The sequence below is a fragment of the Pseudomonas sp. PARCl1 genome (assembly GCF_947311875.1).
GTDB classification, from domain to species: domain Bacteria; phylum Pseudomonadota; class Gammaproteobacteria; order Pseudomonadales; family Pseudomonadaceae; genus Aquipseudomonas; species Aquipseudomonas juntendi.
On sequence record NZ_CAMZMX010000007.1, the window covers coordinates 156,432 to 178,583 of the forward strand.

Sequence of the window (22,152 nt, forward strand, 5' to 3'; positions counted from 1 at the left end):
GCAGTAGGTAATGGGAGCGTTCCACGACCATACTGCGCCGCTAACGGCTATTGCCAGGGCCCTGCCTGGCAGTGGTCTTCTTTGAGAGAAGTCGGGAAAACCGCATAAATCAAGTGACTGGCTGACAGAATTTGCATTTTCCTTGAGCCCGGCAATCAGCACTCCCACTCGCGCATGCGCACCCGGCAATGCTTCATGGCGTTGACGATGTGCTTTTCCACCAGGCTGCGCGAGATGCCCAGGTGCTCGGCGATTTGCTGATGAGACAAGCCTTCGAGCTTGCGCAGCAGGAAGCACTCGCGGCAGACCTTGCTCAACTCATCCAGCGCACGTTGCATCAGCGCCAGGCGCTGGTCGTGCTGCATGTCGTGCGCCGGCGCCGGGGTATGCCAGCGCTCGTCGCTGTCGAGCACCTCCAGCGGCTCCGCCTGGCGCACCCGGTGGCGGCGGTGGCGGTCGACCACCAGGTTGAGCGCGGTACGATAGAGGAAGGCACGCGGGTGCTCGATGCGCTCGGCGTGGGTGCGTTCCAGCACCCGCAGATAAGCATCGTGCGCCACGTCCTCGGCGGCCTGACGATTGCCCAGGCGCGCGGAAAGGAAACCCACCAGTTCGCGATAGTAATGTTCCACGACGTTACCTGAGACCGCCCTGCCAGTTTTTGCCGGAACCCCTCCAGACACCAACGCGGGACCGAGTGATATCAAGTTGCGATCTTACAAATTATAATTATTCTCAGCAACAAAGGCTCCTGCCCGAGACAAAGGCTAAATCCGCCCGGCTGACCTTCGTCTATCTGGGACCTCAGTGCGCGCCGCAATCGGGCTGCGCGTGGCCATCACTCCTGGCTGGAAGCCTGCATGACACGTTCAACCAACACCCGCAGTCGCGCCCTGCTCGTAGGCCTGGGCCTGCTGGGCCTGGGCAGCCTGGTGGCCTGGAAAGCCCTGCCCTTCGGGGCTCAGCCAGTCAGCACGGTCGCGGTCACCCGTGCCGATATCGAAAGCAGCGTCACAGCACTGGGTACCCTGCAACCACGGCGTTATGTGGATGTTGGCGCACAGGCGTCCGGGCAGATCCACAAGCTGCACGTCGAGGTCGGCGACACTGTGCGCAAAGGTCAGCTGCTGGTCGAGATCGACCCCTCCACCCAGCAGGCCCGGCTGGATGCCGGGCGCTATTCGATCGACAACCTCAAGGCTCAGCTGGCAGAGCAGCGCGCGCAGTACCAACTGGCCCAGCAACAGCTCAAGCGCCAGCGCGAGCTGGCCGCCGCCGGCGCCACCCGTGACGAAGACGTGCAAACGGCTGACGCCCAGCTGAAGGTCACCCAGGCCCGCATCGACATGTTTCAGGCGCAAATCCGCCAGGCTCAGGCCAACCTGCGCAGCGATGAAGCCGAGCTGGGCTACACCCGAATCTACGCACCGATGGACGGCACGGTGGTGGCAGTCGATGCCCGCGAAGGGCAAACCCTCAATGCCCAGCAACAAACCCCGTTGATCCTGCGCATAGCCAAGCTCTCGCCAATGACCGTGTGGGCGCAGGTGTCCGAAGCCGACATCGGCAAGGTCAAGCCCGGCATGACCGCCTACTTCACCACCCTGGCCGGCGGCAAGCGCCGCTGGACCAGCACCGTGCGGCAGATCCTGCCGATCCCGCCCAAGCCGCTGGACCAGGCCAGCCAGGGCGGTGGCAGCCCCGCCAGTGCCATCGCCGGCACCACCGGCGCCCAAGTGGTGCAATACACCGTGCTGCTCGATGTGGAAAACCCCGATGGCGCCCTGATGGCCGAGATGACCACCCAGGTGTTCTTCGTCGCCGGCCAGGCCAGCCAAGTGCTCACGGCGCCACTGGCAGCCCTGGATGGTGCCGGCGACGAAGGCGTGCGCCTGGCCCAGGTGGTCACCCGCGACGGCAAGATCGAACAGCGCAAGGTGCGCACCGGCCTGAGCGATCGCTTGCGCGTGCAGATACTCGACGGCCTTGCCGAAGGCGAGCAACTGGTCATCGGCGCCCCAGCCGCCAGCGGAGGTTGAATGACAGCGCCCTTGATCGAACTCACTGACATCCGCAAGCACTACGGCGGCATCGACTCGCCGAAGGTGGAAGTGCTACGCGGCATCAGCCTGAGCATCCACCCCGGCGAGTTCGTCGCCATCGTCGGTGCCTCCGGCTCGGGCAAGTCGACCCTGATGAACATACTTGGCTGCCTCGATCGCCCTACCACCGGCAGCTTCCGCTTCGCCGGCAAGGATGTTGCCGAGCTGGACAGTGACGAACTGGCCTGGCTGCGACGCGAAGCCTTCGGCTTCGTATTCCAGGGCTACCACCTGATCCCCTCCGGCTCGGCCCAGGAAAACGTCGAGATGCCGGCCATCTACGCCGGCACCCCGGCCGCCGAGCGCCATGCCCGCGCTTCGGCCCTGCTCGAACGCCTCGGCCTGGCCAGCCGCACGGGCAACCGCCCGCACCAGTTGTCTGGCGGCCAGCAGCAGCGGGTGTCGATCGCCCGCGCCTTGATGAATGGCGGCCACATCATCCTCGCCGACGAACCCACCGGTGCCCTGGACAGCCACAGCGGCGCCGAAGTCATGGCCCTGCTAGACGAACTGGCCAGCCAGGGCCATGTGATCATCCTCATCACCCACGACCGTGAAGTGGCGACCCGGGCGCGACGGGTGATCGAAATTCGCGACGGCCTGGTGATCAGCGACTCGGCGGCCGACCGGCCCCTCGACGCGGCGCACCCAGGCCTGCAGGCCGACGACCTGCGCCAGCGCCTGGACCGCGGCGCCACCTTGCGCGGGGCCTGGAAGGGCGAGTTGCTCGAGGCCCTGCAAGCGGCCTGGCGGGTCATGTGGATCAACCGCTTCCGCACCGCCCTGACCCTGCTCGGCATCGTCATCGGCGTGGCCTCGGTGGTAGTGATGCTGGCTGTCGGCGAAGGCAGCAAGCGCCAGGTCATGGCCCAGATGGCGGCGTTCGGCTCGAACATCCTCTACCTCAGTGGCCGCCACGCCACGCTGCGCGAACCGGCCGGCATCGTCACGCTGGACGATGTCGCCGCCATCGCCCAGTTACCCCAGGTCCAACGCATCATGCCGGTGATCGGCGACCAGTTGACCGTGCGCCACGGCAACAACAACCAGCAGTTCTATGTCGGCGGCAATAACACCCAGTTTTCCGAGATCCTCAACTGGCCAGTGGTCGAAGGCAACTTCTTCACCGAAGCTGACGAACGGGCTGCCGCCGCCGTGGCGGTGATCGGCCAGAAGGTCCGGGACAAGCTCATGGAGCCTGGCAGCGATCCGCTGGGCCAGTACCTGCTGATCGGCAACGTGCCCTTCCAGGTGGTCGGCCTGCTCGCCGGCAAAGGTGCCAGCTCCGGCGACCAGGACAGCGACGAGCGCATTGTGGTGCCCTACTCCGCCGCGTCCGTACGCCTGTTCGGCAAGCAAGACCCGGAATACGTGATCATCGCCGCAGCCGATTCGAGCCGGGTGAGCGAAACCGAGCGGGCAATCGCCCACCTGATGCGCCAGCGCCACCAGGACAAGCAGGACTTCGAACTGACCAACGACGCCGCGCTGATCCAGGCCGAGGCGCGCACGCAGAACAGCCTGTCGCTGATGCTCGGTGCCATCGCCGCCATTTCCCTGCTGGTCGGCGGTATCGGCGTGATGAACATCATGCTCATGACCGTGCGCGAACGTACCCGCGAGATTGGTATCCGCATGGCCACCGGCGCCCGCCAGCGCGATATCCTGCGTCAGTTCCTCAGCGAGGCGGTGATGCTGTCGATGGTCGGCGGGGTGACGGGTATCGTGCTGGCACTGTGCATCGGTGGCGGCCTGATGCTCGCCGACATCGCCGTGGCATTCGCCCTGCCCGCCATTCTCGGCGCCTTCACCTGCGCCGTCATCACCGGCGTGGTGTTCGGTTTCATGCCGGCCCGCAAGGCTGCGCGCCTTGATCCGGTCAAAGCCCTTACCAGCGTATAGCCCATGACATTGCCAAGCCGCATCAGCCTGTTGACCCTCAGCCTGGCCCTGGCCGCCTGCAGCACACCGCCCGCCCCCGAGGCCGGCATTACCGAGCCGCCAACCTGGCAATCCCGAGCCGACGCCTCCAGCCAGGCCCTGCCGGATGCTCACTGGTGGCAAGCCTTCTCCAGCGGCGAACTGGACCGCCTGGTCGAACGCGCCCGGCACAACAGCCACGACCTGGCCGCCGCCGCGGCTCGGGTGCGCCAGGCCCAGGCGCTGGCTGTGATCGCCGGCGCTGCGCGGCTGCCGGAGCTGACGCTCGGAGTGGACGGCAGCCGCCAGCGCCTGTTGCGCGGCGACGGCAACGACCAACTCGACGCCAGCAGCAGCGAGCGCACCAGCACCTCATTCGGCACGCGCTTGAGCGCCAGCTACGAGGTCGATTTCTGGGGTGGCATCCGCGCCGCCCGCGACAGCGCCCTGCATGGCCTGGACGCCAGCCGCTTCGATCGCCAGACGGTGGAGCTGACGCTGACCAGCGCCGTCGCCGATAGCTACCTGCAGGGCCTGGCGCTGCAGGAGCAGCTGCGCATCGCCCGGCTGAACCTCAAAAACGCCCGGGACGTGCTGGGCCTGGTCGAGGCACGCCAGCGTTCTGGCTCGACCACGCGACTGGAGCTGGCGCAGCAACGCAGCCTGGTGGCGGCCCAGGAGCGCCAGGTACCCCTGCTGGAGCAGCAATGGCAGAACAACCGGATAACCCTTGCCACCTTGCTCGGTGATCCGGTGCAGGCATTACCGAACACCAACGAATCGATCGCTACCCTGCGCTGGCCGGCGATCGGCAGCGGGGTGCCCAGCGACCTGCTCGGCCGACGCCCCGACATTGCCGCCGCCGAGGCCCGGCTGGCCGCCGCCAGCGCCAACGTACAAGTGGCCAGGGCCGCCATGCTGCCCAAGCTGACCCTGGGAGCAGACCTGGGTAGCGGGGCACGGACCTTCGCCGATATCCTCGGCAGCCCCTTCTATACCCTCACTGCCGGCATTGCCACACCCATCTTCAACAACGGCCGCCTGCGCGCCGAGCGCGAACTGGCCAGTGCCGAACAGGAAGAGCTGCTGCACGATTACCGCGCCGCAATCCTGGCAGGTTTCGCCGACGTGGAAAAAGCGCTGAATGCGATCCATGGCGTAGACCGCCAGCGGCAATGGCAGGACCAGGAGGTACAGGAAGCACGCACCGCCTTCGCCCTGGCACAGCAGCGCTACAGCGCCGGCGCCGAAACGCTGCTGACGGTGCTGGAAACCCAGCGCACGCTGTATGTTGCCCAGGACCAGCAGGCGCAACTGCACCTGGCTCGGCTGCAGGGCAGCGTGGCGTTGTACAAGGCCCTGGGAGGTGGCTGGCAGGTCGAGCGCTGATGCATTCCCTGTGGGGCGCGGTGTCAGCGCTTCGCCAGTTTCAGGTTGCGTGCGTACCAGGGCCGCTGCGGCACCTTCGGCCGCAAGCTGGCAAACAGGTCGTCATCGGCGAAGATGATACGCAGCGCCAGCTTCATGGTCTCTGGGTCCATCTCCACACTGCGCCCCGGCCGCAGCCCCGGCACAGTCGAACAGCCATGGGTATCGGGCCCCAGCCATGGGTCGGATACCTCTACCCAGCGCCCAGGCGCGAACCACGGCACACCGTTGACCTCGGCGCGCCGCACCTGGCCCGGATGCACACGCTCGTGGGCGCGGAACCAGTCCTCGATGCGGTCATCGATCCAGCCATGGAAGTGCCAGAACACCGGGTTTACATGGGATGAGAACGGGTCGCCAAGGAAGTCGTTTTCCGCCTCGAACCAGCGTGCGGCAAAGTCCTCCGGCTGGCGCGCGAACGGCACCGGCAAGCCGCTGGACGGGTCGCGCGGCACCGAGGCCCAGCGCATGTGCAACCAATCGTGCAGGCCCAGTTCCATCTCCGAACCGAACTGCGCAAGGGTGAGCGTACTCAGGTAATGCGGGTCGGTGTACCTCGACTCCCAGACCTGGAAGTTACCGTGGAAAGTATCCGGCGTCTTGATATCGCGCACCCACTGGGTATACGCCGCATCGTCCGCAGCCAGCCAGGTGGGTGGCAAGGCCGTACCGTCATGGTTGTCGAAATAGCTGGCAAAGCCGACCCGGTCGCGTTCGAGCTCTGGCTGCGGCAGCGGGAACCGCGCCCACGACGGCAGGTCCTGAATGACCCGGGCAGCACGCAGCATGTGCCGGTGCATGAAGAAAAAGTCCTCGCCCGAGCCATTGCGATCCTTGTGCCGGCCACGGGCGTCACGCTCACGGTCGCGCGGCCCGGGCTGCCAGCCCAAGCCGCGCAGGGCCGCCTGCTTGTCCATGTCGAGGTTGTGCCACTTGTCACGCGAGGCATGCCACAATTGGTGGAACAGACGGTGCTCCGGCGCAATCAGCCAGGCCAGCAAGGCCGGGGACAGAGGCGTGCGCTCGCGAGCCTCGGGGAAACTGCGCTTGAGCGCGACAAAAGTGTTGTCCTGCACGGGTAGGGTCAACGAACGCCCCAGCGCAGCGATGCGCCCGTTCAGGGTGGCCTGCCCGGCATTGCCGAACTCACCCCAGACTTCGTCGAGTACCACCGTGCATTGGTAGTCAGCCTGCCCTTCCCCCGGCGCGGTAGAAAACAACCGCCAACGCAAGGTCCTGTTCGCATCGGTCAGCAGGTCACCGACTACCCGATAACGCGGCGCCTCGGCACCCCGCAGGCGCTCGGGCGTGTCCAGGTAACCACGCAGGCCGCGGCCACTTGGGGCAACATCGAGAAACATTTCCAGCTCACCCTCAGGCAGGCCGGGCAGCCCGGCATCTTTCCCTTGCAGTGTAAAACGCCAGATCCCGCGCAAGGTGTCGCCCAATTGCTGCAGCGCCGCATCGGCCAGTTCCACCACCGCCTCACCGGGGGTTTCCGGAAACTGCTCGTCGAACCGCTGGCGCTGCACATGCTGCGCATACATCGCGCCGGGCACCGCCACGCCTGCCAATGCCACACCGGCGATGAACCCGCGTCGAGAAATCGTCATTGCAACTACCTGAGCATTCATTGCGGCCGTGGAGCACGGCCCGTCCAAGGCTAAAACGTTGCATCTTCGGCGAAATTTAATGCCAGGCCTGGCTCGGCCTGGTTCGAAGCCGGCGATAAATTTGCCCGGCGGTCGCTCGTTCACCTGATACCCAAGCCCTGCCCAAGCAGCACGTTGTGCGTCGGCAGGTCGCCCCGATCAACCGTGCAACGAGATGGCAATGACCAAGACCCGTTCCCGCAAGGCCCTTTACATTGGTCTACCCCTGGCCCTGGTGGCCGCCCTGGGGGGTGTCGCCGGCTATTTCTTCTGGCAACAGCAGCACGCCGGCTATCCGCTGAAAATCGTGCAACAGGCCAACGACCTGCACGAGCACATGCTGTCGTTCGACAGCCATGTCACCGTGCCCCTCGAACTGGGCAGCGCCGGCCAGGAAATCGACAGGGACGGCCCGGGCCAGTTCGACCTGGTCAAGGCCAACCGGGGCCGCCTGTCCGGTGCGGCGCTGACCATCTTCGGCTGGCCGGAAATCTGGAACGGCCCAAACGCCCCGCACCGCCCTACCCCCGGTTTCGTCGATGCCGCCCGGCAGGAACAGGAAGCCCGCTACAAGATCATCAGCGGGATGGTCCGTGACTTCCCCAACCAGGTCGGCATCGCCTACACCCCCGACGACTTCCGCCGGCTCAATGGCGAAGGCAAGTTCGCCATCTTCATCAGCATGCTCAACGCCTACCCACTGGGCCACGACCTGTCGCAGCTGGACTTGTGGGCTGCGCGCGGCGTGCGCATGTTCGGCTTCAGCTACACGGGCAACAACGACTGGGCCGACTCCTCGCGCCCACTGCCGTTCTTCAACGACACCGCCGACGCCCTCGGTGGCCTGTCGCCGCTGGGTGAGCAGGCGGTCAAGCGCCTCAACGATCTGGGCGTGATCATCGACGTATCGCAGATGTCCACCCTGGCACTTGAAGATGTCGCCCGCCTTAGCCGCGCGCCCATGGTGGCCTCGCACTCCGCGCCCCGGGCGCTGGTAGACATCCCGCGCAACCTCTCCGACAAGGAGATGCAGTTGATCAAGGACAGCGGCGGTGTCATCCAGGTGGTCGGCTTCGGCCAATACCTCAAGCCCCTGAGCAAGCCGGTGATTGAAAAACTCGACGCCCTGCGCGCGCGCTTCGACCTGCAACCCCTGCAGGGCCTGGCCAACGCGCTGATGCCGGGCGATGCGGTGATCGCCATCTGGCCCGAAGCGCGTTTCGGCGAATACGCCAGCGCGCTGTACAGCACGCTGGAAGAAGAGCCCAAGGCTACCCTCGCGCAGTACGTCGACGCCATCGACTATACGGTGAAGAAAGTCGGCATCGACCATGTCGGCATCAGCTCTGACTTCAACGATGGCGGCGGCCTGGACGGCTGGAATGACGTCAGCGAAATCCGCAACGTCACCGCCGAACTGCTGACCCGAGGCTACAGCGAAACGGACATCGCGAAGCTCTGGGCAGGCAACTTCCTGCGCGTCTGGGAACAGGTGCAGAAAGCTGCCCGCCCCGTCGCCAATCGCTGAACAAGGCCGACACACATGAGTAACCGCCGCACTTTCCTCAAACAGGCCGGGCTGCTGGCTGCAAGCCTGCCACTGTTACCCCAGGCCCTGGCCCAGCCCGCCAAGCCGTTGGCCGGCCCCGACAAGTGGCGCAACCTGCGCGAGCTGTTTCCACTCGACCCGCAGATTGCGCATTTCGCCAACTTCCTGGTCACCGCCCATCCGCGCCCGGTACAGGAAGCCATCGACCGCCACCGCGCCGACCTGGATCGCAACCCAGCTGCGCTGATGGATTGGGAAAGCCAGTACGAATGGCAGCGCGAAGATGAAGTACGCGAGTGGGCCGCGCGCTACCTGGAGGTCGGCCCGCGCCAGATCGCCCTGACCGGCAGCACTACCGAAGGCCTGGCGATGATCTATGGCGGCCTCAAAGTCGGCGCCGGGCAGGAGGTGCTGATTACCGAGCACGAACACTATTGCGCGCAGAAGGCGCTGGAGTTCCGCAACCAGCGCCAGGGCACCGCGGTGCGCCAGATCCGCCTGTTCGACGACCCATGGACGGTCTCCACCGACCAGGTACTGAGCACCCTCGACAAGGCCATCAAGCCCAACACCCGGGTGCTGGGCATGACCTGGGTGCACTCTGGCAGCGGCGTCAAGCTGCCGGTGGGCGAGATCGGTGAACTGGTGCGCCGGCACAACCGCGAGCGCAGCGAAGCCGAGCGCATCCTGTACGTGGTCGACGGCGTGCATGGCTTCGGCGTGGAGAACGCCCGCTTCGCCGACTTCAACTGCGACTACTTCATCGCCGGTACGCACAAGTGGATGTTCGGCCCGCGCGGCACCGGGATCATCTGCGCTGCCTCCACCGGCATGCAGCACCTGGTGCCCAGCGTCGCCACCTTCTCCCGCGATGAGGACTTCGCCACCATCATGACCCCGGGCGGCTACCACGCCTTCGAGCACCGCTGGGCCACAAGCGAGGCCTTCAAGCTGCACCTGCAACTGGGCAAGGCCGAGGTGCAGCAGCGCATACACCAGCTCAACAGCCTGCTCAAACAGCGCCTGCTCGAGCACCGCCAGATCCAGCTGGTGACCCCGCGCAGCGAACAGTTCTCCGCCGGTTTCACCTTCTTGCGCATCAAGGATCGTGACGCCGACGCCGTGGCCGCGCACCTCACCACCAACAAGGTGATGTGCGACGCCGTAGACCGCGACGTCGGCCCGGTGATCCGCCTGGCCCCGAGCCTGCTCAACGACGAGCAGCAGATAGACCGGGTCATGTCCCTCATTACCCAGCAACTTTGAACAAGGCATCTTCCATGAGCGCACCCCTGCAACGCCTCACCCTGGCCGCCGTGCTGGCCGCCTGCAGCCTGCCGGCCCTGGCCGCGCAGCCGTCGGACAAGCCCGGCACAGTGTTCCGCGACTGCGACAAGGCCTGCCCGGAAATGGTCGTGCTGCCCGCCGGTACCTTTACCATGGGCACCCCGCCCGACGAGATGGGCCGCCAGGACGACGAAGGTCCGCAGCACCCGGTCACCTTCGCCAAGCCGTTCGCCATCAGCCGCTTCCAGATCACTGCCGCTGAATGGGCCGCCTACCAGAAGGCCACCGGCATCGTCATCGCCGACGGCGACGATCGCCCCGGGCGGCGCTGCACCAATAGCAAGCCCAGCTACCAGCAAGGCCCTCGCCAGCCGGCGGTGTGCATGAGCTACCAAGACATCGAGCACTATGTGGCCTGGCTGTCGAAGAAAACCGGCAAGCACTACGCCATGGTCAGCGAAGCGCAGCGCGAATACGCCGCACGCGGCGGCAGTACCGGCATGTTCCCGTTCGAGCCGGACGCCAATCTCGAGATCAGCAAGAACGCCAACGTCTACGGCCCCAAGGACGGCTTCAGCTACAGCTCACCGGTGGGCAGTTTCCCGGCCAATGCCTTCGGTGTGTACGACATGCACGGCAACGTCTACGAGTGGGTCGCCGACTGTTACCACGACAGCTATGTCGGCGCGCCGGCCGACGGCAGCGCCTGGAAGGAAGCCGGCTGCCGGCAGATCTCGATCCGCGGCAACGACTGGGGCGAGGCACCGATCTTCTCGCGCTCGGGCAACCGCAACACCACCGTGCGCGACGACCGTGGCGACTGGATCGGATTCCGCGTGGCCCGCGAGCTGTAAAGCGCCAGGCGGCGGTAAATTCTCCGCCAGCAGGCTCGTTCCTATCGGTGTACTTGCGCAGGACACGGGGCGCCCTTCAGCGGCGCCCCCACTCGACCATCCAAGGAACCGCAACCATGAGCCAGACCTCTTCCCCCGAAAAAATCCACGACCTGATCGGCGTCGGCTTCGGCCCTTCCAACCTGGCCCTGGCCATCGCCCTGGAAGAGCTCGCCGAGACCAACGGCCATGCTCTCGACGCCCTGTTCATCGACAAGCAGACCGACTACCGCTGGCACGGCAACACCCTGGCCACCCAGAGTGAGTTGCAGATCTCCTTCCTCAAGGACCTGGTTTCGCTGCGCAACCCTACCAGCCCCTACAGCTTCGTGAACTACCTGCACCAGAAGCAGCGCCTGGCCGATTTCATCAACCTGGGCACCTTTTACCCCTGCCGCCTGGAGTACAACGACTACCTGCGCTGGGCCGCCGAGCACTTTGCCACCCAGGCGGTGTACGGCGAGGAAGTGCTGCGCATCGAACCTGAGCTGCGCGAGGGCAAGGTCGACCACCTGCGCATCGTCTCCCGCGACCCGCAGGGCCGTGAAACCCAACGCCGTGCCCGCTCGGTGGTGGTCGGCAGCGGCGGCACGCCGAAGATCCCCGACGCCTTCCGCGCCTTCAGGAACGACCCGCGGGTATTCCACCACTCCCAGTACCTGAGCGCACTGCAGCAGCTGCCTTGCAACGAAGGCAAGCCGATGCGCATCGCCGTGGTCGGCTCCGGGCAGAGCGCCGCCGAGGCCTTCATCGATCTCAATGACAGCTATCCATCGGTCAAGGTCGACATGATCCTGCGCGCCTCGGCTCTCAAGCCGGCCGACGACAGCCCGTTCGTCAACGAGATCTTCGCCCCCGAGTACACCGACCTGGTGTTCAACCAGCCCCACGCCGAGCGCGAGAAGCTGGTCAGCGAATACCACAACACCAACTACTCGGTAGTCGACGTTGACCTGCTCGAGCGCATCTACGGCATCCTTTACCGCCAGAAGGTCGCGCACCTGCACCGCCACGCCGTGCTGTGCCGCCGCACCATCGAAGATGTGGTGGAAACCGCCGCAGGCATCGAGCTGACCTTGCGCGACCTGGCCACCGATGTGCGCCAGACCCACCGCTACGACGCGGTGATCCTCGCCACCGGCTACGAACGCCGCTCGCACCGCGAATTGCTGGCCCCCCTGCAGCAGCACCTGAAGGACTTCGAGGTAGACCGCGACTACCGCGCGCTGGCCCACTCCGAGTTCGGCGCCAACGTCTACCTGCAAGGGTTCTGCGAAGCCTCCCACGGCCTCAGCGACACGCTGCTGTCGGTATTGCCGGCACGTGCGGCGGAGATCGGCCAGTCGCTCTACCAGCATCTGGGCAAGCAGGCCAGCAACGCGCCAGCCAGCCTGCGCCAGACCTGCGCCTGAGGACGGGAACCAGCCGATGAGCACTTCCAACCGCGGGGCCCTGCGTGAATTGCTGGCCCTGCTCAAGCCATTCTGGCCGATCGTCACCCTGTCCATCTTCCTCGGCATGATCGGGGGCCTGAGCGTGACCACGCTGTTGGCCACCATCAACGGCGCGCTGCACGCCGAGGGCGACCTGGGGCACAACCTGATCCTGGGCTTTGCCGGGTTGTGCCTGCTGGCACTGGTGAGCACGATCCTGTCGGATATCGGTACCAACTACGTCGGCCAGCACATCATCGCCCGCCTGCGCAAGACCCTGGGGGAGAAGGTGCTCGCCGCGCCGATCGAGCAGATCGAGCGCTTTCGCAGCCACCGTCTGATTCCGGTACTGACCCATGATGTCGACACCATCAGCGACTTCGCCTTCGCCTTCGCGCCGCTGGCGATTTCGCTGACGGTGACCTTGGGCTGCCTGGGCTACCTGGCCATGCTGTCGTGGCCGATGTTCCTGCTGATGCTGGCGGCCATCGCCGTGGGCACGAGCGCCCAGTACCTCGCGCAATCGGTAGGCGTGCGTGGCTTCATGGCCGCCCGCGACGCCGAGGACGACCTGCAACGCCAGTACAACGCCGTGGCCGGCGGCGCCAAGGAACTGCGCATCCACCGCCCACGTCGCCACCGCATGTTCGTGCATGGCATCCAGGCCACCGCGGATTTCATCTGCAAGACCCAGATCCGCGCAATCAACACCTTCGTGATCGCCAAGACCTTCGGCTCCATGCTGTTCTTCGTGGTCATTGGCATCGCACTGCTGATGCACGGTGCCGGCCCAGGGCAGGACAAAGCGGTCATCAGTGGCTTCGTCCTGGTGCTGCTGTACATGAAAGGCCCGCTGGAGCACCTGATCGGTACGCTGCCCATCGTCGGCCGCGCCGGCATCGCCTTCCAGCGCATCGCCGAGCTTTCCCGGCAGTTTTCCTCACCCGAGCCGCACCTGCTGCTGACCGACGCACCGGCTGCCAAGGCCAAGGTGCGCAGCCTGGAACTGGTCGAGGTGAGCTACGCCTTCCCAGCGGTGGGCGATGCCGCGCCCTTCCGGCTGGGGCCGGTCAACCTGCGGATCGAACAGGGCGAAATCGTCTTCATTGTCGGCGAGAATGGCTGTGGCAAGACCACGCTGATCAAGCTGTTGCTGGGACTCTACGCACCACAACAGGGGCATATCGCGCTGGATGACAAGATCATCGATGCCAGCGACAGGGACCCGTATCGCCAGCTGTTCACCACGATCTTCGCCGACTACTACCTGTTCGACGATGTGATCCAGGGTGAACAGAGCATTCCCGAAGATGCCAGCCAGTATCTGGAACGCCTGGAAATCTCACACAAGGTGAGCATCCAGGACGGCAAGTTCACCACCACCGACCTGTCCACCGGGCAACGCAAGCGCCTGGCGCTGATCAATGCCTGGCTGGAGCATCGCCCGGTGCTGGTTTTCGACGAGTGGGCGGCCGACCAGGACCCTACCTTCCGCCGGATCTTCTACACCGAGCTGCTGCCCGACCTCAAGCGCCAGGGCAAGACCATCATCGTGATCTCCCACGATGATCGCTACTTCGATATCGCCGACCAGCTGGTACGCATGGAGGCCGGTCGCGTGGTCACCCAGCACGTCGCGGCCTGACCCTTGCGACGCGCGTGGCGCACGGCCTGGCCAGTCCGGAGCACGGCGCCGCGATCCGCCCGCAAGGAAGGGGGAACAGCCGACGCCATGGCATTCCCCCTGCGGGGTTTTCATCAGATAAATCGCCAAGCACAGATTGCTGATTCTTTTTTCCGGTTTCCAATCCGTGATGCGTCTAATTATCAGTTACTGAACATTCCAAAAGAAAAACTGCCCACGTCCCTCAGGAGTTCCTTTCACCCATGCACCGCCCGAACCTGTCCCCGACCCTTCTGGCACGCGCCGTACGTCCATCGCAGTCGAACCGTATGGTACTGCCGGGTGCCCTGCTGGCCCTGATGCTGCTGGGGAGCAGCGCAGCCCACGCCGAGCAGGTCTCCGTCAACATCGCCGCCCAGCCGCTGTCCAGCGCCCTGCAGCAACTGGGTCAGCAGACGCAGATGCAGATCCTCTACAGCCCGGAATTGGTGCAAGGTCTGAAATCCAGCCCGGTATCCGGCTCGCTGTCGACCGACGAGGTGCTGCAGCGCATGCTCCAGGGCAGCGGCCTGTCCTACCGCGTGGACGGCCACACCATCCTGCTGGTACCGCCACCCAGTGCCGGCGAGGCCGCACTGGAGCTGAGCCCAACCTCGATTTCGGGCATGGCGCCAGGTTCGGTCACCGAAGGCTCCGGCCTGTACACCACCTACATGTCCAGTAGCTCGACGCGCCTGAACCTGACCCAGAAGGAAACGCCGCAATCGGTCACCGTGGTCACCCGCCAGCGCCTGGACGACCAGAAGCTGACCAACCTGACCGAAGTGCTCGAGGCCACCCCGGGCATCACCGTGCTGCGCACCGGCATCGGCGCCGAGAACGACACCTACTGGTCGCGCGGCTTCCAGATCAACAACTTCGAGATCGACGGTGTTCCCACCTCCCCGCGCCTGGACAACACCACCCAGAGCACGGCGATGTACGACCGTGTCGAAATCGTGCGTGGCGCCACCGGCCTGATCAGCGGCACCGGCACCCCGTCGGCGACCATCAACATGATCCGCAAGCGCCCGACCGCGACCTTCCAGGGCAGCGTGACCGCCGAAGCTGGCAGCTGGGACCGTTACGGCACCGGATTCGACGTTTCCGGCCCACTGACCGACAGCGGCAACGTCCGCGGGCGTCTGGTGGTCGACTACAAGACCCAGAACTCCTTCGTCGACCGCCTCGAGCAGGATACGCAGCTGATCTACGGTATCTCCGAGTTCGACCTCAGCGATGCAACCATGCTGACCGTCGGTTTCAGTTACCTCAATACCCAGGTCGACGACCCGCTGCGCACCGGCTTCCAGGTCCGCTACGCCGACGGCAGCAAGACCGACTTCAGCCGCTCGAAGAACAGTTCGCCAACCTGGTCGTACAACGACCGCAAACAGACCAATGTCTTCACCTCCCTCGAGCATCAGTTCGACAACGGCTGGAGCGGCAAGGTCGAGCTCAGCCACAGCGTCATGGACTTCGACGAGCTGATCAACTACATGAACGGCGAGATCAGTCCGGTGGACGGCTCGGGCGCCTACATGTACCCCAACCGCTGGTCGGGCAAGCCTCGCCAGAACAACCTCGACGCCTACCTGACCGGCCCGTTCACCCTGTTCGGTCGCGAGCATGAACTGATCACCGGGGTCACCCTGTCCCGCTACACCGAAAACACCCCGGATCACGGTGGCTGGTTCGGTCCCTGGACCGGCTATGACGGCACCATCGACAATATCTGGGACTGGAAAGGCCAGGGCCCGCGCCCGGACACCACCACCATCGGCAAAACCTACATCCAGGAAAACCAGTACGCCGCCTACATGACCGGTCGCTTCCACGTGACCGACGACCTGGCCGTGATTCTCGGCGGTCGCGTCACCGACTGGCGACGCACCAGCGACTACCAGAACTGGAGTGATCCGACGCTCGACAACAAGAGTGACGAGAACCGCCACGGCGTGTTCCTGCCCTATGCCGGCGTGGTCTACGACCTCAACGACACCTGGTCGGTCTACGGCAGCTACACCAAGATCTTCAACCCGCAGCCCTATGGCGTGCACGATGAGAATTACAAGGCCCTCGACCCACAGGAAGGCACCGGTTACGAGCTGGGCGTGAAAGGCAGCTTCAACGAGGAAAAACTCAACGCCAGCCTGGCGCTGTTCCGCATCGACCAGGACAACCTGGCCGTCTATGAGCGTGCGCCGGACATCTACCGCGCCGAGCAGGGCACCACCACCAAGGGCGTGGAGCTGGAGCTCAACGGCGAGCTGGCCGAGGGCTGGCAGGCGTTCGCCGGCTACGCCTACAGCGTCAGCACCGACTCCGACGACAACCGCATCGTCACCAACACCCCCCGTCACAGCGCCAAGACCTTCACTACCTATCGCCTGCCCGGCATTCTGGACAACAAGCTGACCATCGGCGGTGGCGTGAACTGGCAGAGCAAGACCGGCCAGGACCTGCACACCTTCACCCAGGGCAGCTATGCCGTGACCAACCTCATGGCGCGCTACGACATCACCCGGAACCTGAGCGCAACGCTCAACCTCAACAACGTCTTCGACCGCAAGTACTTCTCCTACGTCGACAGCTGGGGCGTGTACGGCGCGCCCCGCAACTTCATGACCGGCGTGCAGTACAAGTTCTGACCGCAACCACGACCCAGGGCGCAAGGCCCTGGGTCGTGGGCAACGTAAAAGGGCCGCATGGCGGCCCTCCCTATCCAGTGCAAACCATCAGTTCAAGGCGTCACGCAGTACCTGCGCCAACCTCTCATACACCGTGTCGATCTCGGCCGTGACCAAGCGCATGCGCAGAAAGTCGTGCACCAACCCCTCGAACACCTCGCAGCTGACCGCTACCCCCTGCTCGCGCAGGTGACGTGCATAGGCCTGGCCTTCATCCAGCAATGGATCGAAACCTGCCAGGCCGATGTAGGCCGGCGCCACGCCCTGCAAACCGGTGGCCAGCAGCGGCGAGAAACGCCAGTTCGAGCGGTCCTCGGCCTGGCGCGCATAATGGTCGTAGAACCACTCCAGGGTGGCGCTCTCCAGCAGGTAGCCCTCGGCGAACAGCGTACGCGACTCCCAGCGCTTCGAGGCATCGGCCACTGGATAGCAAAGCAATTGCAGCCGCGGCTGTACAGGCCCACCCAGGTATGCGGCGTCGATCGCCAGCACGCTGGCCAGGGTCGCGCCGACACTGTCGCCGCCCACGGCGACCCGGCTGGCATCCAGCCCCCACTCGCGCCCGTTGTGTGCCAGCCACGCCAAGGCATCGGCGCAGTCGTTGAGCGCCACCGGAAAGCGTTGCTCGGGCGCGCGTCGGTAATCGACGGTCAGCACCGCGCAGGGGGTGCGCGCGCAGAACTCGCGACAGACGCCATCGTGCGAGGCGATGCTGCCCACCACGAATCCACCACCGTGCAGGTACAGCAGCACCGGCAGTGGTTGCTCGGCAGGCGCGCAGGGCCGGTAAAGACGCAGCGCCAGGGTGGCGCCATCGCGAGCCTGGCAATGCAGGTCCTGGCTATGGACCTGCGGCGCTTCCCAACGCATGCGCACGGAGGCCTGCTCGAAGGCGTCGCGCGCCTGGGCGGGGGTCGAACGGTGGAAGGCCATGGACTGGCCATCGCCAGGGCTGGCGTCGACCAGGTCGAGGAATTCGGCAATTTCAGGGTTCAGTGGCATGACTCGGTTCCTGGGCCGGACGCACCCGCATCCGGCCTGTCAGAAGAAGGAAAATTCAGTTGGCCTGGACCTGCAGGCAGTGCTCGATCAACAGCGTCAACTCGGCCTGGAACTGGTCCATGAAGGCCGTGATGGTGCCCTGGCGGAAGCGCCGGTTGCTGTAGATGCAGCGGAACGACAGCTTGCCGTCGAACACCTGGCCCACCACTTCGAGCCAGTTGGCCAGGCTCGCCTGCTGCGAGAAGCTGTCGCCCACGCTCTCCGGCGCGGGCAGGAACAGCGCCTGCTCGGCATCGAAGCTCTGGTCGAGCTGCCCCAGGTAGTTGAAGGTGACCTGCGCCTGCGGCAGCTCGGCCAGGCGCGCGCGCACCCACGGTTCGTCCATGTGGCGCAGCACCCCGTAGCCGATGCCCTTGTCCGGCACCTGGGCCAACTGCTCGCGAACCGCCACGATCGACGCCCCGGGGTCGGCCACCGGGCTCAGGCGTACCGGATACATGCTGGTGAACCAGCCCAGGGTACGGCTCAGGTCCAGTTGCTCGAAAAGATCCTCGCGGCCATGGCCTTCCAGCAGCACCAGCGCCGACGCACTGTCGTCCCATTGGCACAGGGCCCGGCTCAGCGCAGTCAGCAGCAGGTCGTTGATCTGCGTCTGGTAGGCTGCAGGCGCCTCCTTGAGCAACTGTGCAGTCCGTTGCGCATCCAGGCTGAACGCGGCCTCTTCGCGGTGGCACATGAGGTTGCCGCCACGTGGGTTGTCACAGCGCAGCGGCCCGTCCTGGCGGTCGAGCTGCGCCACCCAGTAGTCGAGCTCACGTTCGCGCAGGGTCACCGCATGGCCGGCCAGGCCAGCGGCCCATTCACCGAAGCTGCTGGTGCGCTGCGGCAAATGCGGCTCCCGGTCGGCGAGCAAGGCCTGGTAGGCCTCCTGCAAGTCCTGCAGCAGCACACGCCAGGACACACCGTCGATCACCAGGTGGTGGATCACCAGCAGCAGGCGTACCTGGCCATTACCCAGGGTCGCCAGCAAGCCGCGCATCAGTGGCCCCTGGGCCAGGTCCAGGCTGCGTTGCAGTTCATTGGCCAGGTCCTCCAGCGCTTCTTCGTCGGCCACCTCGCGCACCCACAGCAGCGGGTCATCACCAAGGCGCTGCAGGCACTCCTGCAACGGCTGGTAACGCTGGATCCAGCGCCCCTGCTCGTGGCTGAAACGCAGGCGCAAGGCATCGTGCTGGCCGAGCATGCAGGTCAGCGTGCGCTCCAGCGCCTGCGCATCCAGTGGCTGGTTGGCACGCAGGATCAAGGCCTGGTTGAAGTGTTCCGGCGCATGGGTTTGCGCGGTGAAGAACCACTCCTGGATCGGGATCAGCGGGAAGGCGCCCTCCACCACCACGGCCTGCTGCTCGCCGCTGACCCGCGACACGCCCTGCTGGTCGAACAGGTTGGCGATGGTCTGGCAACGCATCAGGTCGCGCAGCTTGAGCTCCAGTTTCAGTTGCGCATGGTTGCGCACCCGCGAAATCACCTGCAGGCTGAGAATCGAATCGCCGCCCAGCTCGAAGAAGTTATCGGTGATCCCCACCTGCTCCACCTGCAGCACCTCGGCCCAGATCTGCGCCATCCATTGTTCCTCCTCGCAGCGCGGGGGCACATGGCTGGCCAGGTCGAAGGTGGGCTCCGGCAGGGCCTTGCGGTCGAGCTTGCCATTGGGCGAGACCGGCAGGCGCTCCAGGCAGATCACCTGCAACGGCACCATGTAGGCCGGCAGCGTTTCGGCCAGGGCGGCCTTGAGCTGATCGCCGCGAACCTCGGCGCTGGCCGCCACGTAGCCGATCAGCTGCTTGCCGGAAACACCGTCGCGAGCGATCACCACGGCATCGCCGACACCCGGTTGCTGGCGCAGGCTGGCTTCGATCTCGCCCAGCTCGATGCGGAAGCCCCGCACCTTCACCTGGTGATCCAGACGCCCGACGTAGTCCAGTATTCCGCTTTGACGCAGGCGCACCAGGTCACCGGAACGGTAGAAACGTGCCCCGGGCTCACCGAACGGGTCGGGCACGAACCGCTCGGCAGTGATCGATGGCCGCTGGTGATAGCCGCGAGCCACGCCATGGCCACCGATGAACAGCTGCCCGGCAAAACCGACCGGCAATGGGTTGAGGTCATCGTCCAGCACCCGTAGCGAGCGCTGCCCCACGACTCGGCCGATGGGTGCGTAGGCCGCGCCGCAGGGCTCTTCGGCCGAGGCCTTCCAGAGCATCGGCGTGACTACCGTTTCAGTCGGCCCATAGCCATTGGTGATGTAGCGTGGCCGCAGCACCTCGCGCACCTCGGCGAAGGTCTGCTCCGGCACGGCGTCGCCGCCCAGGCAGTAGATACGCACCGGGGGCGGCTCGACACCGCTGCGCTGCACATATTCGGCCACCTGCTTCAGGTAGGCGGGCGGGAAGCAGGCGATGTCGACCCGGCCCCGGCTCAGCGCCTCGCAAGTCTGCTGGGGCGTCCACAGTTCGTTGTCGCGCAAGATCAGCGTACCGCCCACCGCCAGCGTGGTTAGCCAGCGCTCGTGGGCACCGTCGAAGGCGAACGACATGAAGTGCAGCTCTCGGGTGCCGGCCTGCATCTCGTAGAGCTCGGCGATGGCCTGGCAATGCATGCTCAAAGGTCCGTGGCTGACCGCCACGCCTTTGGGCACACCGGTCGAGCCAGAGGTGTAGATCAAGTAGGCCAGGCTGTGCTCGCCCGGCACCGGGAACACGCTGGCCGGCGTACCGGCTTCGCACGCCAGGGTCGCCGGGTCGAGCGGTTCCAGGCCCACGGGCAGGGGCAGGCGCTGCCCCAGGTCGGCACGACCGATCAGCTGGCGCATGCCGGAGTCCTGGATCATGAAGGCCAGGCGTTCGGCCGGGTAGTCCAGGTCCAGCGGCACATAAGCCGCACCGCTCTTGAACACCGCCAACAGGGCCACCAGCATGTCCACCGAGCGTTCCAGGGCTACGCCCACCAGTACCTCCGGGCCGGCACCACGGGCGAGCAGTTGCCGCGCCAGCACGTCGGAACGGGCCTCCAGCGCCGCGTAGCTGAGGCTCTGGCCGGCACACTCGGCGGCGATGGCCTCGGGCCGCGCAGCCGCCTGGCGAGCGATCAGCTGGGCCAGCATCACCGGCTCGCCGGTCTGCGCCGGCACCGCGCCCCAGGCGTCGAGCGCCTGAGACTGCGCCGGGCTAAGCCGTTGCAGGTTGCCGATGCATTCGGCAGGGCTGTCGATCATCGACTGCAGCAGGGTCTCCATCAGTGCGCGAATGCCCTGTACGGCCTCGGCCGTGAAGTGGCTACGCAGGAACAGGTACTCGATGGCCAGGGTCTCGCCGAGGGTTACCGCCAGGTCCATGGGGAAGTTGGTGACGTCGTGGCTGCTCGAGGCGCCGAAGCGCAGGCCGCCCTGGGCCTGCTCCAGGCGTTGGTCGATGGGGTAGTTCTCGAACACGATGATACTGTCGAACAGGGCCTGGCCACCCTGCCCCGACCAACGCTGGATGTCAGCCAGCGGCGCATGGGCGTGCTCGCGCAGGTCCAGGTTGTCGGCCTGCAGCTGCTGCAGCCACTGATCCAGGCGTTGTGTCGGCTCGAGGGTCTGGATCACCGGCAAGGTGTTGATGAACAGGCCAAGCATGTGCTGCGCGTTGGCCAGGCTCTCGGGGCGACCGGCCACCGTAGCGCCGAAGGCCACGCTGCGCTGGCCGGTATAACGCTGCAGCAGCAACAGCCAGGCGCCCTGGATCAGGGTGTTGGCGGTAATGCCCTGGGCCCGGCAGTGCTGCTGCAAGGCGGCGGTGCGCTGGGCGTCCCAACGGGTGTACAGCGCCTCGTGCCCCGGCAGGTCGGCAGTGTGCCGCGGGTGAATCGACTGGCTCAGTTGGGTCGGCGCGTCGAGCAGGCGCAGACGGCCCTGCCAGTAGTCCTGCAGGCGCCCCTGATCCTGCGCCTGCAACCAGGCGATGAAGTCACGGTAGCGGCCGCTGTCGCCGGTCACTTCACCGCTGGCGTAGTGCTGCAGCACCTCGCCGAACAACTGCGAGCTGCTCCAGCCGTCCATGAGGATATGGTGGCTGGTCCACACCAACTGGTGCTCGGCGTCGCCCGTGCGCACCAGCAACAGGCGCTGCAGCGGCACCTGGCCGAGGTCGAAGCCACGCTGCGCGCGGGCGACCGCCTCAAGGTCGGCGGCGGTAAAGGTTCGTGCCCGCCAGTCGAGCACGGTCATCGCCACGTCGACGTGACGGTGCACCACCTGCAACGGCGCGCTCTGGCCGCCTTCCCAGTGGAAGCACGTACGCAGGATCTCGTGACGGCCGATCACATGCTGCCAGGCGGCGCGGAAGCGCTCTTGCTCGAGCCCCGCGACCGGCAGGCTGAGCTGGTTGACGTACAGGTCGTCGCCTGCGTCGGACAGGCTATGGAACAGCATGCCCTGCTGCATCGGCGACAGTGGGTAGATGTCTTCGATTTCGGCCACCGCCACCGGCAGTGCGT

The 22,152-nt window shown here is 65.7% G+C and carries 13 protein-coding genes; 9 read left to right on the plus strand and 4 right to left on the minus strand.

The genetic code is table 11. From position 1 onward, the window contains the following. Positions 1 to 155 precede the first annotated feature (155 nt). The gene (locus tag QME24_RS06640) at positions 156 to 632 is read right to left on the minus strand and encodes a sigma-70 family RNA polymerase sigma factor (protein WP_054904869.1); all 477 of its coding nucleotides are present in this window, start codon (positions 630 to 632) and stop codon (positions 156 to 158) included. Positions 633 to 860: 228 nt separating this feature from the next. Between QME24_RS06640 and QME24_RS06645 the strand changes: the two genes are divergently transcribed. Genes QME24_RS06645 through QME24_RS06655 form a run of 3 tightly spaced genes read left to right on the plus strand, consistent with a single transcriptional unit; the run spans position 861 to position 5,411 of the window. Beyond that, positions 861 to 2,039 (plus strand): efflux RND transporter periplasmic adaptor subunit, encoded by a 1,179-nt coding sequence (locus QME24_RS06645; protein WP_280091545.1) that lies wholly within the window; start codon positions 861 to 863, stop codon positions 2,037 to 2,039. Then, on the plus strand, positions 2,040 to 4,004 hold the full coding sequence (locus QME24_RS06650) for a MacB family efflux pump subunit (RefSeq protein WP_280091546.1): 1,965 nt from the start codon (positions 2,040 to 2,042) through the stop codon (positions 4,002 to 4,004). Positions 4,005 to 4,007: 3 nt separating this feature from the next. Beyond that, entirely contained in the window at positions 4,008 to 5,411 is a 1,404-nt protein-coding gene (locus QME24_RS06655) for an efflux transporter outer membrane subunit (RefSeq protein WP_280091547.1), read from the plus strand. Between the two features lie 23 nt (positions 5,412 to 5,434). Here the strand turns inward: QME24_RS06655 and QME24_RS06660 are convergent, their stop codons facing one another. Beyond that, positions 5,435 to 7,063: a twin-arginine translocation signal domain-containing protein gene (locus QME24_RS06660; RefSeq protein WP_280091548.1), complete on the minus strand. Its 1,629-nt coding sequence runs from the start codon at positions 7,061 to 7,063 to the stop codon at positions 5,435 to 5,437. Between the two features lie 220 nt (positions 7,064 to 7,283). Between QME24_RS06660 and pvdM the strand changes: the two genes are divergently transcribed. From pvdM to QME24_RS06690, 6 genes are all read left to right on the plus strand, one after another. Beyond that, positions 7,284 to 8,630 (plus strand): pyoverdine-tailoring dipeptidase-like protein PvdM, encoded by a 1,347-nt coding sequence (pvdM, locus tag QME24_RS06665; protein ID WP_280091549.1) that lies wholly within the window; start codon positions 7,284 to 7,286, stop codon positions 8,628 to 8,630. A 15-nt stretch (positions 8,631 to 8,645) separates the two neighbouring features. Further along, positions 8,646 to 9,917: an aminotransferase class V-fold PLP-dependent enzyme gene (locus QME24_RS06670; protein ID WP_054904863.1), complete on the plus strand. Its 1,272-nt coding sequence runs from the start codon at positions 8,646 to 8,648 to the stop codon at positions 9,915 to 9,917. Positions 9,918 to 9,931: 14 nt separating this feature from the next. Then, complete coding sequence (locus QME24_RS06675; RefSeq protein WP_054904862.1) at positions 9,932 to 10,792, plus strand: formylglycine-generating enzyme family protein; 861 nt, start codon at positions 9,932 to 9,934, stop codon at positions 10,790 to 10,792. Between the two features lie 116 nt (positions 10,793 to 10,908). Beyond that, entirely contained in the window at positions 10,909 to 12,243 is a 1,335-nt protein-coding gene (locus QME24_RS06680) for a SidA/IucD/PvdA family monooxygenase (protein ID WP_054904861.1), read from the plus strand. A 16-nt stretch (positions 12,244 to 12,259) separates the two neighbouring features. Then, the gene (locus QME24_RS06685; protein WP_281690797.1) at positions 12,260 to 13,909 is read left to right on the plus strand and encodes a cyclic peptide export ABC transporter; all 1,650 of its coding nucleotides are present in this window, start codon (positions 12,260 to 12,262) and stop codon (positions 13,907 to 13,909) included. Positions 13,910 to 14,151: 242 nt separating this feature from the next. Next, the gene (locus QME24_RS06690) at positions 14,152 to 16,578 is read left to right on the plus strand and encodes a TonB-dependent siderophore receptor (protein ID WP_280091551.1); all 2,427 of its coding nucleotides are present in this window, start codon (positions 14,152 to 14,154) and stop codon (positions 16,576 to 16,578) included. An 87-nt stretch (positions 16,579 to 16,665) separates the two neighbouring features. Here the strand turns inward: QME24_RS06690 and QME24_RS06695 are convergent, their stop codons facing one another. After that, positions 16,666 to 17,619: an alpha/beta hydrolase gene (locus tag QME24_RS06695; protein WP_280091552.1), complete on the minus strand. Its 954-nt coding sequence runs from the start codon at positions 17,617 to 17,619 to the stop codon at positions 16,666 to 16,668. Positions 17,620 to 17,674: 55 nt separating this feature from the next. Further along, the coding region (locus QME24_RS06700) for an amino acid adenylation domain-containing protein (protein ID WP_281690798.1) at positions 17,675 to 22,152 on the minus strand (4,478 nt) is incomplete at its 5' end.

What these genes read in the sequence shown, in the direction of transcription:
- QME24_RS06645 (WP_280091545.1), top strand. Translation starts at nt 861, where the DNA reads ATGACACGTTCAACCAACACCCGCAGTCGCGCCCTGCTCGTAGGCCTG.
- QME24_RS06650 (WP_280091546.1), top strand. Translation starts at nt 2,040, where the DNA reads ATGACAGCGCCCTTGATCGAACTCACTGACATCCGCAAGCACTACGGC.
- QME24_RS06655 (WP_280091547.1), top strand. Translation starts at nt 4,008, where the DNA reads ATGACATTGCCAAGCCGCATCAGCCTGTTGACCCTCAGCCTGGCCCTG.
- QME24_RS06660 (WP_280091548.1), bottom strand. Translation starts at nt 7,063, where the DNA reads ATGACGATTTCTCGACGCGGGTTCATCGCCGGTGTGGCATTGGCAGGC.
- pvdM (WP_280091549.1), top strand. Translation starts at nt 7,284, where the DNA reads ATGACCAAGACCCGTTCCCGCAAGGCCCTTTACATTGGTCTACCCCTG.
- QME24_RS06670 (WP_054904863.1), top strand. Translation starts at nt 8,646, where the DNA reads ATGAGTAACCGCCGCACTTTCCTCAAACAGGCCGGGCTGCTGGCTGCA.
- QME24_RS06675 (WP_054904862.1), top strand. Translation starts at nt 9,932, where the DNA reads ATGAGCGCACCCCTGCAACGCCTCACCCTGGCCGCCGTGCTGGCCGCC.
- QME24_RS06680 (WP_054904861.1), top strand. Translation starts at nt 10,909, where the DNA reads ATGAGCCAGACCTCTTCCCCCGAAAAAATCCACGACCTGATCGGCGTC.
- QME24_RS06685 (WP_281690797.1), top strand. Translation starts at nt 12,260, where the DNA reads ATGAGCACTTCCAACCGCGGGGCCCTGCGTGAATTGCTGGCCCTGCTC.
- QME24_RS06690 (WP_280091551.1), top strand. Translation starts at nt 14,152, where the DNA reads ATGCACCGCCCGAACCTGTCCCCGACCCTTCTGGCACGCGCCGTACGT.
- QME24_RS06695 (WP_280091552.1), bottom strand. Translation starts at nt 17,619, where the DNA reads ATGCCACTGAACCCTGAAATTGCCGAATTCCTCGACCTGGTCGACGCC.